We start from the raw sequence: 12473 nt of genomic DNA, 5'->3' as shown, positions 1-12473 counted from the left end.
CCGGGATGCCCGGTGCCGCCGCCCCCGAAACGGGCCCTAGCGCTGGCGCTGCTCGCGCAGGAGGTCGCGGATCTCCTGGAGCAGCACCACTTCGCTCGCCTGGAGCTCCTCGGTCACGTCGTCGTGGTCCATGAACCGCTCGCGCAGCTTGTTCATCGGCAGCACGATCACGAAGTACACCGCGAGCGCGGTCAGGAAGAACACGAGCAGGCCGTTGATGAACACGCCGTACGGGAACACCACGCCGTTGACGGTGAAGCTGCCGCCGACGTCGCCCCCGCCGGTGACGAGCGTGATGAGCGGGTTGAGGAACGCGTCGCCGAAGGACGTCACGAGCGCCGTCATCGCGGCGCCCATGACCACCGCGACGGCCAGTTCGACCACGTTGCCGCGCATCAGGAAGTCTTTGAAACCTTTGATCATGCCCAAGAGTCTCGCATCCGAATCGGCCGCAATTCCGGCCGTGGTCGGCGGTGTCGCTGTGACCGAGGCGATACCACCCGATCGGGAACAATCCCGCCCGCCGCGGGGGTTGGACCAGGCACCGAAGCACCGAGAGAAGGCAGAACCATGAGCGACATCGTCATCGGCGGCGACCTGACCGTGGACCGGCTCGGCTACGGCGCGATGCGCCTCACCGGGGACCCCGGCATCTTCACGCCCCCCAAGGACCGCGCCGCCGCCGTCGCGGTGCTGCGCCGCGCCGTCGAGCTCGGCGTGAACTTCATCGACACCGCCGACGCGTACGCCCTGGGCGACAACGAGAAGCTCATCGCCGAGGCCCTCCACCCGTACGCCGACGGCCTGGTCATCGCCACCAAGGGCGGCAACACCCGCCCGAACGCCGCGGAATGGGTCCCCTTCGGGCAGCCCGCGTACATCCGCCAGCAGGTCGAGCTGAGCCTGCGCCGCCTGAACACCGAGACGATCGACCTGTACCAGCTGCACCGCCTCGACCCGGCACTGCCGATCGCCGACCAGATCGCCACGGTCGCCGATCTTCAGCAGCAGGGCAAGATCCGCCACATCGGCCTCTCCGAGGTCACCGTGGAGCAGCTCAAGGAGGCCCAGGCGGTCGCTCCGATCGCGAGCGTCCAGAACCTCTACAACCTCATCAACCGCCAGAGCGAGGCCGTCCTCGAATACACCGCCGCGCAGGGCATCGCGTTCATCCCGTGGTTCCCGATCGCCGCGGGCGAGCACGCCGGCCCCGACGGGCCGGTCGGCAAGATCGCCGCCGAGGTCGGCGCGACCCCCGCCCAGACCGCGCTCGCGTGGCTGCTTCGCCGCTCGGACAACATCGTGCCGATCCCGGGCACCAGCTCGATCGCGCACCTGGAGGAGAACGTCGGCGCCCGCGCCGTCGTCCTCACCGACGCCCAGTACGCGACCCTCGACGGCCTCGCCTCCGCGTAAGCCGCCCAAGGGAACAGAACGGCCCGCGCCGACCGGCGCGGGCCTTCGCTACGGGTTCAGCGGGGCGATGCGGAACCGCTCGAACTCGGCGGTCGGGCCGTCCTCGTTGCCGAACGCGATCGTGTTGCGCCCCGCCACGAGGTCCACGATCAGCGGGTACGTCCAGAAGTCGTTCCACGTCCAGGTCCCGCGCATCGGGTACCGCCCGGCCTGCTTCCCGTTGACGAGCAGGTCGCAGTGGCGCGTCACGATGTCCACATCGAACTCGCGGCCCTCGGCCCGCTCGCCGTTCGCGTAGCTGACGAGCAGCGCGTGCGGCCCCGCGCCCGCCTCGAACGCGATCGACGCGGCCGCGCCGCGCCCGTTCCAGCCGATCACGTGGCCGCCGCCGGCGAAGTCGTTGACGATCAGGCACGACCCGCCCGAGCGCACCGCCTCGGCCGCGTCCACCTCGATCAATGCGGGCCCTTCGGCGGGCTCGACCTCGATCCGGTCCGCCGCGGCCCGCAGCCGGTTGACCCCGGCGTGCAGGAACACCGGCCGCGTCAGGTCCACTGGGACGCACTGGTTCTGCGGCCCCAGCAGCACGCCGCGGTCGGCGCCGGTGATCCGGTGGTACCGGTCCTCGGCCGCGTACACGTCGAACACCGGTTCCGGGGCCTTCCCGTCGGCGGTGCGGTCATGCCGGGCGAACGCGCCGTCGTAGGAGCCCCGCTCGGGGCGGTCCTCGGTGAGGACGATCTTGTCGAGCGCGACCTCGCCGCGGGCGGTGCCGATCGCGCCGGACTTCGACAGCTCGACCGTGTTCTCGCCCGCCCGCAGCCGCACCGGGACGTGCACGACCGAGCGGTGCTGCCAGTTCATCGTCGAGGGGTACTCGACGAACCGCTCGGCCCCGTTGACCGACAGGACCTGCTGCGCGGGCTGCGGCTCGGTCGCCTCGGCGCCGCGGCCGTACATGTGGGAGTAGAAGACCGCCAGGTCGTACCCGCCCTCGGCGGGGACCTCGACGGTGAAGTGGACGGCCGAGTCGTTCATGTTCAGGCCGCTGACGTCGTACTCGCCGGACGCGGCGAACCCGTCGCCCTCGCCCGGGTGCCCCTGCCGCGAGACCTCGCCGGAGGTGATCCGCGCGTGCTCGGCCTCCCAGGAGCCCCGCCACGGCGGCGCCTCCAGCGGCGCCCCCTCGCCCGGGGCGATCGCGATCCAGTACGCGGCCATCCGGTCCGCCTGCGGCACATGGATGTCGAGGCTGCCCGGTGGTCCGGTGACCCGGCTCAGCGCGACCGGCGGCCCGGCGGCGCCCTCGTACCCGGTCCAGTCGATCCGGTGCACGGTCGCGGTCACCGCCTCTCCCCACAAGTCGGGGTCGAGGCCCTCCAGGCCGATCACGACGTCCCCGTCGCACCCGCCCGCCAGGACCTGCGCGGTCCGCCGCTCCAGGTCGATGCTCGCGATGCCCTGCAGCGTGTCCGGCGTGTCCGGCAGCGGCGGCGTCACCCGCACGGTCGTGCCCGTCATGCCCGAGTACGCCTTGAGCAGCCACCACGCGCCGCTGGGCACGTTCGTCTGCGGCGCCGCCCCCGAGTAGCCCCCGGCGGCGGTCCAGAACGCCATGTCCGCGTGGACCTTCACGTCCTCGAACAGCGCCGCCCACTGCACCAGCTGCCCCGGCACCGACAGGTCCCGGTTGTTCGCGTACTCGTCGATGTTCACCGGCCGCGGCGCGATCCCCAGGTCCCGCTCCAGCTCCCGGTACTCGGCGTGGTGCCCCCTGAACTCCGCCAGGGACTTCGGCGACAGCTCGTGCCAGGCCGTCCACTCCGGGAGCGTCCCGGTGTCGCGGGCGCGGCGCAGGAAGTGCCGCAGGAACCGGCCGTGGAAGTACGCCTCGTTCGGGCCCGCCAGCGGCACGCCCGGGGCGAGGCGGCGCAGCAGCCGCACCGTCGTGGTCCAGTCGGCCATGAACCGGTCGAACCGCGCCGGGTCGTCCTCCTTGAGCGCGTACCAGATCCAGTCGGGCTCGTTGAACGGCACGAACACCAGGCGGCCCTCGTTCGCCTCCGTCAGCATCGGCGGGACGAACTCGCACAGCCGCTCGTGGTAGACGTCGATGCCCACGTCCTCGTACGGCCAGGACGCGAACAGGTCCTGGAGGTACACGAACGCCAGGCCCGCCGTCCCCCGCGGACCCCCGTTGCGGCGCAGGACCGCGACCGCGCTGGAGGCGTCCCCGCCGGGGTGCTGCGCGCCGCCGTCGGGGCCCGCCGCGAGCGTGGTCAGGTCGAGCGCGTCCAGCAGCTCGTCGCCGGGCACGCCGTCCTCGGCGACGCCGTACAGCGACCCGGTCGCGCCGTGCAGGACCGGGCCGGTGGGGGTCGCGAAGTCCGCGACCAGCCGCGACTGCGCTCGGGGTACAGGGCCGGAGGGCCCCGCCGGCGGTTCGGAGGGGACGGGGTTCATGGCTTGGGCCTTTCGGGGGTGGTGCAAGGGTCGCGCCTCCAGGGGTCAGGAGGAGGGCGGCCCCGAGGTCTCGCGGACGATGAGCTCGGGCTCGGGCCAGCCCGGGACGGGGCGCGGGATCGAGCCGTCCACGCGGTGGCGCAGCAGCTCGAACGCGCCGCGCCCGACGCTCTCGAAGTCCTGGTTCACCGTCGTCAGCGCGGGGGTCGTGTACGCCGAGAACGGGGTGTTGTCGAAGCCGACGATCGACAGGTCGCCGGGCACCGAGCGGCCCGCCAGGTGCGCGGCGCGCATCGTGGCGAGCGCGAGGTGGTCGTTGCCGCACAGGATCGCGGTGACCTCGGGGTCGGCCACGAGCGGCTGCACGGCCTTGAACGCCTCGGCGATGGTCCACCCGGACGGCACCGGCTCGGGGACGGGCCGCCCGGCCTCGCGCAGCACCCGCGCCCAGCCCTCGGCGCGGTGCGCCTTGCCGCCGCCGAACGTGCCGGTGGAGGTGGGGATCGCCAGGTGGTGGACGGTGGCGTGGCCCAGGTCGAGGAGGTACCTGGTGGCCTCGGCGGCGGCCTTCCCGTCGTCCATGCCCACCAGCCACGGCGAGGCCGCGAGCTCCTCGGCGGTGTAGGGGCCGATCGCGACCATCGCGTGCGGCTGCTGGTCGAGCAGGACCTGCTTGGCCCGCATGCCGGGCTCGTCGTGGGCCATGATGATGGTCGGCTCGCCGGCGCGGGGGAGGCGCGCGATGATGTCGGCGTCCGAATGCGTGTCGGCGGGGTCGAGGACGGAGATCTGCACGCTCCAGTCGAGCGCCCGCGCGGCCTTCTCGATGCCGCGCAGCGCGGCCTCGGGCCCGTAGAGGGAGGTGTCGGCGGTGAGGACGGTGACCGATTCGGCGGCGCCGCCGGCGAGGCTGCGGGCGAGCCGGTTGGGCCGGTAGCCCAGTTCCGCGATGGCCTCCAGGACCTTGTCGCGGGTCGCGGCGGCCACGCGCGGGGAGCCGTTGACGACCCGGGATACGGTCTGGTGCGAGACGCCGGCCAGCCGCGCCACGTCCCAGATACTGGCTGCCTTCTTCGGTTGCGCCATCGCTGCCGTCGCTTTCCATGTTCGTTCGCACGCATGCTTTTCCGGGGCGCGCGGAGCGCCCCGGTTCAGTACGACGATACGCCGCCCGGTGTGAACGTTCACCTATCTGATGTTCCATTGACATTAGAGCACAGTTCGGTAACGGAGCGGTCATGCCGAAGTAACGGTTCATTCGAGCTCGTCAATGCCCCCAAATGCCGCATCGGCCCCACCCGCGCCACCGACCTCGCGGAAAACCCCGCCTGTGAGGGTGAGTTCACACACTCGAAATCTTTGGCGACAACTTCTTAACACGCAGGCCGGGGTCGCGTAACACGTCACGGTGAAGCTGGCTTCACTCCGGTAGGTAGGAGATTCACGCGCCGGTCGCAAGGCCGGCGCGTGACCACTCTCCCGAGCACCGTCGCTCCCCCTCAACGCCGGACCACCTACTCAGCCCGAAGCAACTACCTATTGGAGAGGAGGCGGCACGCCCATGGAGGGTCTCGACACCGGCAACACAGCCTGGATTCTTACCTCAGCCGCCCTGGTCCTGCTCATGACTCCGGCGCTCGCCCTGTTCTACGGCGGGCTCACCCGTGCGACGAGCGTCATCAACATGATGATGAAGTGCCTCGTCGCCATCGGCCTCGTCAGTGTCGTCTGGGTCCTCATCGGGGAGTCGCTCGCCATCGGCGACGGCACCGGCGAGAACCCCTTCATCGGCGACTTCACCTCGCTCTTCGGTTCGCGCCACGCGATCGAGGTCCTCGGCACCGCCGGTCTGGGCGGCGTCCCCAACGCCGTGTGGACCGCGTTCGGCATGATGTTCGCGATCATCACGGTCGCCCTCATCGCCGGCGCCGTCGCCGACCGCATGAAGTTCTCCGCGTGGGTCGTCTTCGCCACCGTCTGGGTCATCGTCGTCTACTGCCCGGTCGCGTACTGGGTCTGGGGCGGCGGCTGGATCGAGGACTGGGGCGTGCTCGACTTCGCCGGCGGTACCGCGGTCCACGTCAACGCCGGAGCCGCCGCCCTCGGCCTGGCCATCGTCGTGGGTCGCCGCATCGGCTGGAAGGACGGCAACTTCGCGCCGCACAACCTGCCGCTGGTCCTGCTCGGCGCGGGCCTGCTGTGGTTCGGCTGGTTCGGCTTCAACGCCGGCTCCGCCTTCGCCGCCGACGGCTTCGCCGGCCTGGCGTTCCTGAACACCCAGGTCGCCACCGCCGCCGCGGTCCTCGCGTGGCTCCTCATCGACCGCCTCCGCGGCATCAAGCCCTCGATCATCGGCGGCTGCTCCGGCGTCGTCGCGGGCCTCGTCGCGATCACCCCGGCCGCGGGCTACGTGACCCCGCTCGGCGCCATCGCCATCGGCGCGGTCGCCGGCATCATCTGCCCGTTCGCCATCGGCCTCAAGCACAAGTTCGGCTTCGACGACGCCCTCGACGTGGTCGGCCTGCACATGGTCGCCGGCTTCTGGGGCTCGGTCTCCCTCGGCCTGTTCGCCTTCGCCGAGGCCAACGTCCTCGGTGTCGACGGCCTCTTCTACGGCGGCGGCTTCGAGCTCCTCGGCAAGCAGGCCGCGGCCACCGGTGTGGTCCTGGTCTACTCCGCCGTGGTCGCCTTCGTCATCGGCCTGATCCTGAAGTTCACCATCGGCATCCGGATCTCCGAAGAGGAAGAACTCGCGGGCATCGACGCCGCCCAGCACGGCGAGGCCGGCTACGACCTGCCCGTCAACGGCAACTCCGGCCTCGACGCCCCCGTCGCGACCGCCGACCCCGAGAAGGTCAGCGCCTAAGCGAAGACTTCACGTCACCGCTGAGGACGGCCGCCCCGCCACGGGGCGGCCGTCCTGTTTTCGCGCCCGCCCGCGCACCCCGTTAAGCTCGTAGGAACCAGTCAACCCACCGAGAGGTCCGCCCGTGTTCGACGCATTGTCAGATCGACTGTCGGGAATCTTCGAGTCGATCCGCGGCAAGGGCCGCCTGACCGATGCCGACATCGACGCCACCGCCCGCGAGATCCGCCTCGCCCTCCTCGAGGCCGACGTGGCCCTCCCGGTGGTCAAGACCTTCATCGCCCAGATCAAGGAGCGCTGCAAGGGCGCGGAGGTCTCCAAGGCCCTCAACCCCGCCCAGCAGATCATCAAGGTCGTCAACGAGGAGCTCATCGCGATCCTCGGCGGCGAGACCCGCCGCATCTCCTACGCCAAGCAGCCCCCCACCGTGATCATGCTCGCCGGCCTCCAGGGCGCCGGCAAGACCACGCTCGCCGGGAAGCTCGCCAAGTGGCTCAAGGGCGACGGCCACTCCCCGCTCCTGGTCGCCGCCGACCTCCAGCGGCCCAACGCCGTCGGCCAGCTCCAGGTCCTCGCCGAGCGCGCCGGCGTCGCCGTGTACGCCCCCGAGCCCGGCTCCGGCACCGGCGACCCCGTCAAGGTCGCCACCGACTCCATCGCCGAGGCCAAGACCCGCGGCCACGACGTCGTCATCGTCGACACCGCCGGCCGCCTGGGCATCGACGAGGAGATGATGCAGCAGGCCCGCGACATCCGGGCCGCCGTCAACCCCGACGAGGTCCTCTTCGTCATCGACGCCATGATCGGCCAGGACGCCGTCAACACCGCCGAGGCGTTCCGCGACGGCGTCGGCATCACCGGCGTCGTCCTCTCCAAGCTCGACGGCGACGCCCGCGGCGGCGCGGCCCTGTCGGTCCGCCACGTCACCGGGCGCCCGATCATGTTCGCCTCCACCGGCGAGAAGCTGGAGGACTTCGACGTCTTCCACCCCGACCGGATGTCCTCGCGCATCCTCGGCATGGGCGACATGCTCACCCTCATCGAGCAGGCCGAGGCCGTCTTCGAGGAGAAGCAGAAGGAGGAGTACACCGACAAGCTCCTCAGGGGCGAGGACTTCACCCTGGAGGACTTCCTCGACCAGATGCAGGCCATCCGCAAGATGGGCCCCATCGGCAACCTGCTCAAGATGATGCCCGGCATGGGCCAGATGAAGCAGCAGATCGACTCGATCGACGACAAGCAGATCGACCGCACCACCGCGATCATCCGATCCATGACCCCCGCCGAGCGCCGCGACTCCGCGCTCATCAACGGCTCCCGGCGCCTGCGCATCGCCAACGGCTCCGGCGTCACCGTCTCCGAGGTGAACCAGCTCCTCGCCCGGTTCAAGGAGGCGCAGAAGATGATGCGCCAGATGAGCGGCGCCATGGGCGTCCCCACCGGCAAGGCCACCAAGTCCCCGTACACCAAGCGCAAGGGCAAGAAGGGCGCCAAGAAGAAGACGGTCCGCCGCGGCGGCCCCGCCTCCCAGCAGCGCGCCCCCCAGCTCCCGCAGGGCGGCCTCCCCGGCCAGATGCCGGACCTCTCCGGGTTCAACCCGGCCGACCTCCCCGACATCGACCTGGAGCAGTTCTTCAAGGACCAGGGCAAGGACAAGTAGCGGCCCGGCTGGACAAGCCGTGCGGCGCGGGCGATACTGCGAGGCGATGACTGCACTCGAACCGCTCGCGCCGCTCCACCTCCGCGTCGTCTGGCTGCCGTACGACACCGCCGTCGACCTCTACGTCGACGGCGACCGCATCACCTTCGACCCCGTCCCCGGCGCGCGCACCGTCGCGACCTCCGGGTACGCGCTGCCCGGCCTCGTGGACGCCCACTGCCACATCGGCATCCGCCGCGGCGCCTCGCCCGTCGAGAGCGCCGACGAGGCCCGCGCCCTCGCCCGCACCGACCGCGACGCCGGGGTCCTCGCCATCCGCGACGCCGGCTCCCCCTACCCGTACCCCGAGCTCGTCGGCGAGGACGGCCTCCCGCGGCTCATCCGCGCCGGCCACCACGTCGCCGCCTCCAGGCGCTACCTGCGCGGCATCGGCCTCGAATGCGAGCCCGACGAGGTCGTCGGCGCCCTCGCGCGCCAGGCGAAGCTCGGCGACGGCTGGGTCAAGCTCGTCGGCGACTGGATCGACCGCGGCAAGGGCGACCTCGCCCCCTCGTTCGAACCCGAGGTCCTCACCGCCGCGATCCACGCCGCCCAGGCCGAAGGCGCCCGCGTCGCCGTCCACACCTTCTCCGAAGAAGCCGTCGAGTGCGTCGTGAACGCCGGCGCCGACTCCGTCGAGCACGGCACCGGCCTCTCCACCGGCCTCCTCGACACCATGGCCGCCAAGGGGATCTCCCTGGTGCCCACCATGATCAACATCGAGACCTTCGACGACATCGCCGCCGACGCCGACGCCAAGTTCCCCCGCTACGCCGACCACATGCGCCGCCTCAAACGCGGCTTCCCCGAGGTCGTGCGCGCCGCCTGGGAGGCCGGCGTCAAGGTCCGCCTCGGCACCGACGCGGGCGGCGGCATCGACCACGGCCTCGCCGCCGAGGAGATGCGCCTCCTCCACGAGCGCGCGGGCATCCCCGCCGCCGACGTGGTCGCCGCCGCGTCCTGGGAGGCCCGCGAATGGCTCGGCCTCGCCCCCGATCTGGGTGACATCGTGGTCTACGACCGCGACCCCCGAACCGACGTCGCCGCGGCCCGCGAACCGGCCCTGATCATCCTCCGCGGCCGCCTCTTGGCCCGCTGATGCAGCAGATTCACCCGAATTGCGAAGTGGCCTCGTCACACCGCAGTGGCGCCGGTCGGCTATCGTGAACCTCCCCGCGCCGTTTCCGCCCGAGCAGAGAGTGCAGCGATGACCTATCCTCCGACTCCGGACCAGCCCGGCCAGGGCGGTTTCCAGTACGACCCGTACGGCAACCAGCCCGGGTCCCAGCCCCAGCAGCCCGGCGGCTACAGCCCGCAGCCGCAGCAGCCCGGCTACGGCCAGCCCTCCCAGCCCCAGCAGCCCGGCTACGGAGCCGCGCCGCAGCTGCCGCCCGCAGCGCCCGGCTACCCGCCCCAGTACGGCGCCCCCGGCCCGTACGGACCGCAGCTGCCCAAGGGCCAGGCCATCGCCTCGATGGTCCTCGGCATCATCGGCGTCGGCATCCTCTGCCTGCCGATCCCCTACGTCAGCGGCCTCATCAGCCTCGTCTGCGGCGTGACCGCCGCGATCCTCGGCGGCATCGCGATCAAGAAGATCAACCAGGGCCTCGCGGCCGGCAAGGGCCAGGCCATCACCGGCCTCGTCCTCGGCATCATCGTCTGCGCGCTCGCGATCATCGCCCTGATCGCGGTCGGCAGCCTGCTCGCCATGTTCGGCACGGCGGCGACCACCACCACGTACTAGGCTCGGCGAACTTCGGCGGCCCGGGCATCGCCCGGGTCGCCTTTTTCGTTGCGCTGCTTGGCGACCGCGCCACACGGCGGTACTGCACGGTGGCGGTGCTACATGGTGACGAGGCAGAACGGGTGCCCGACCGGGTCCGCGAAGACCCGGTAGGTCTCCCCGCCGCCGTCGAGGCGCTTGGCGCCGATCTTCAGCGCCGCGGCCTCGCCCGCGTCGAGGTCGGCGACCCGCACGTCGAAGTGCATCTGCTGCGGGGCCTCCTGCGTGGGCCAGGTGGGGGGCCGGAAGCCCTCGACCTGCTGGAAGGCCACGCCGGGCCGGTCCGGTGCGTCGCCGATGACGACCCAGTCGCCGTCGTCCTGGACCCTGACCATGCCGAGCAGCTCCTCGTAGAAGGACGCGAGCGACGACGGATCAGGGCAGTCGATGATGAGTCCGTGCCATTTTCCGATCATGCGGCCAGTGTTCCAGCCGGGTACGACGCGGGGCTCGGATCAGGTGACGTCGTCGAAGCTGGCGGCGCGGCCGCGGGTGCGCTCGGCGGGGGCCGCCTCGCCGGCGTCGTCGGCCGTCGAGCCGTTGGCGGCACCGTTCCCGTTGGCGGACCCGTTCGTCCCGCGCGTGATCGCGCCGCGGTTGACGCTGCGGCGGGTGGTCTCGATGTCGCGGGTCGCGTCGGTGAGGCCGTCCTTGAGGGGCTTGGTGCCGTCCTGGAGGTCCCGCATCGTCGACTTGAGCGGGTTGGTGAGCATCTCCTGGTCGTCCTCGGTCAGGATGTGCTTGCGGACGAACGTCTTCGGGTTCAGGTCCTCGGGCTTGATGTCGGTGCCGATCTCGCGGCTCAGGTCGGCCGCGGCGTTGGACGCCATGTTGCGGGCCTTGGAGATGAACCGGCGGAGGTTCGCGAGGGCTTTGGGCAGCTTGTCGGGGCCCCACAGGAAGATCGCGATGAGGATGATGACCAGGAACTCGGTTCCGCCCAAGCCTCCGAACACGCTGACCCTCCGATGACCGACTGTGACTGCTGATACCTGAAAAACCTCCGCCTAGCGTACCCCCACGTCAGTCCACGGCGGCTTCTAGAGTGACCTGGGCGCTGTGCTCCTCGCCTCCGCGCTCGTACACGACGGTGACGGTGGTCCCCGGCGCGAGCTTGCGGATGAGGGCGATCAGCTGCGTGTTCTCGGTGACGGTGGTGCCGTCGAAGCTGGTCACGACGTCGCCGTCCTCCATCCCGGCGTCGTCGGCGGGGGAGCCGGCGACGATCGTGCTGAGCGTGACCCCGACGCCCAATTCGGATTCTCCGAGCTCGGCGCCGAGCACGGTGTGGGTGGCGCTGCCGGTCGCGACGATCTCGTCGGCGATGCGCTTCGCCTGGTTGATCGGGATCGCGAAGCCGATGCCGATGTTCCCCGCCTCGCCTTCGGCGGCGGTGGACGCGATCGCGGTGTTGATGCCGATGACCTGCCCGGCGATGTCGGTGAGCGGCCCGCCGGAGTTGCCGGGGTTGATGGCCGCGTCGGTCTGGATCGCGGCCATGACGGACTCGACCTCGCCGTTGTTGTTCTCGGTGAGCACCGGCCGGTCGATCGCGGAGACGATCCCCTCGGTCACGGTGGACGACAGCCCGAGCGGCGCGCCGACGGCGAGCACCGGGTCGCCGACGGCGACCTTGTCGGAGTCGGCCAGGACCATTGCCGGGTGGTCGCCGCCCTCGATCTGGAGGACGGCCACGTCGGAGTCGGGGTCGGAGCCGATGACGGCCGCGGTGGTCACCGTGCCGTCGCTGAACAGGACCTGGAGGCTCTCGGCGGGCTCGGAGCCGCCGCCGACGACCACGTGGTGGTTGGTGAGCAGGTACCCGTCGTCGGAGACGATGAAGCCGGAGCCGTTGCCGCCGTCGGCGGTGAGGACGGTGACGACCGACGGCATGATCTGCTCGACCACCCCGGCGACCGAGGACAGGTCGCGCTGCGTCTCGGGGTCGGCGCCGGTGATTCCGCTACCGCCGTCGCCGCGGGTGGCCCAGATGCCGATGGCCGCGCCGAGCGTCCCGGCGATGAGCGCGGTGACGGCCGAGACTGCCACGACGAGCCCGAGCCCGGCCCGCGCGGTCCCCTTGGGGCGCTCGGGGAGCGGCTCGACGGGGGTCGCGGCCGGTGCCGGCCGGGTCTCGATGACGGCCCGGCTCCCGGGGTCGCGCCACGGGTCGGCGGGAGCGGCCGGATTCCACCACGCCGACGACCGCGCCGACTGCCCGGTGGCCGGAGCCTGCGGCACTGCGG

General features: G+C 71.4%; 11 protein-coding genes. 5 read left to right on the top strand and 6 right to left on the bottom strand.

Features of this window, described 5'->3' with window-relative positions; translation table 11 throughout:
• Positions 1-36: 36 nt before the first annotated feature.
• On the bottom strand, positions 37-423 hold the full coding sequence (mscL, locus tag DI269_RS16910; RefSeq protein WP_112137931.1) for a large conductance mechanosensitive channel protein MscL: 387 nt from the start codon (positions 421-423) through the stop codon (positions 37-39).
• 147 nt (positions 424-570) lie between these two features.
• Between mscL and DI269_RS16905 the strand changes: the two genes are divergently transcribed.
• Positions 571-1416 (top strand): aldo/keto reductase, encoded by an 846-nt coding sequence (locus DI269_RS16905; RefSeq protein WP_112137928.1) that lies wholly within the window; start codon positions 571-573, stop codon positions 1414-1416.
• A gap of 48 nt (positions 1417-1464) precedes the next feature.
• Here DI269_RS16905 and DI269_RS16900 read toward each other — a convergent pair whose 3' ends face one another.
• Positions 1465-3879: a cellulosome protein gene (locus DI269_RS16900; protein ID WP_112137926.1), complete on the bottom strand. Its 2415-nt coding sequence runs from the start codon at positions 3877-3879 to the stop codon at positions 1465-1467.
• A gap of 45 nt (positions 3880-3924) precedes the next feature.
• Positions 3925-4929: a LacI family DNA-binding transcriptional regulator gene (locus DI269_RS16895; RefSeq protein ID WP_198667498.1), complete on the bottom strand. Its 1005-nt coding sequence runs from the start codon at positions 4927-4929 to the stop codon at positions 3925-3927.
• A 511-nt stretch (positions 4930-5440) separates the two neighbouring features.
• Between DI269_RS16895 and DI269_RS16890 the strand changes: the two genes are divergently transcribed.
• The 4 genes from DI269_RS16890 (at position 5441) to DI269_RS16875 (ending at position 10188) form a co-directional block, all read left to right on the top strand.
• Entirely contained in the window at positions 5441-6745 is a 1305-nt protein-coding gene (locus tag DI269_RS16890) for an ammonium transporter (protein ID WP_112137921.1), read from the top strand.
• 124 nt (positions 6746-6869) lie between these two features.
• Positions 6870-8405: a signal recognition particle protein gene (gene ffh, locus DI269_RS16885; RefSeq protein WP_112137919.1), complete on the top strand. Its 1536-nt coding sequence runs from the start codon at positions 6870-6872 to the stop codon at positions 8403-8405.
• Between the two features lie 46 nt (positions 8406-8451).
• Positions 8452-9543, top strand: coding sequence for an amidohydrolase family protein (locus DI269_RS16880; RefSeq protein WP_112137917.1), 1092 nt, complete (start codon positions 8452-8454; stop codon positions 9541-9543).
• Between the two features lie 108 nt (positions 9544-9651).
• Entirely contained in the window at positions 9652-10188 is a 537-nt protein-coding gene (locus tag DI269_RS16875) for a hypothetical protein (RefSeq protein WP_112137915.1), read from the top strand.
• A 98-nt stretch (positions 10189-10286) separates the two neighbouring features.
• On the opposite strand, the gene DI269_RS16870 is transcribed toward DI269_RS16875, so the two are convergent.
• From DI269_RS16870 to DI269_RS16860, 3 genes are all read right to left on the bottom strand, one after another.
• Entirely contained in the window at positions 10287-10643 is a 357-nt protein-coding gene (locus tag DI269_RS16870) for a VOC family protein (RefSeq protein ID WP_112137912.1), read from the bottom strand.
• A gap of 39 nt (positions 10644-10682) precedes the next feature.
• Positions 10683-11171, bottom strand: coding sequence for a Sec-independent protein translocase family protein (locus tag DI269_RS16865; RefSeq protein ID WP_157975048.1), 489 nt, complete (start codon positions 11169-11171; stop codon positions 10683-10685).
• 79 nt (positions 11172-11250) lie between these two features.
• Positions 11251-12473, bottom strand: a 1223-nt coding sequence (locus DI269_RS16860; protein ID WP_157975047.1) for a S1C family serine protease, incomplete at its 5' end; no start/stop codon positions are given.

It is taken from the genome of Glycomyces dulcitolivorans, from assembly GCF_003265355.1.
Classification (GTDB): Bacteria; Actinomycetota; Actinomycetes; order Mycobacteriales; family Micromonosporaceae; genus Glycomyces; species Glycomyces dulcitolivorans.
The sequence above is the reverse complement of the archived record's forward strand: the minus strand, read 5'-3'. Positions and strand labels throughout refer to the sequence as shown.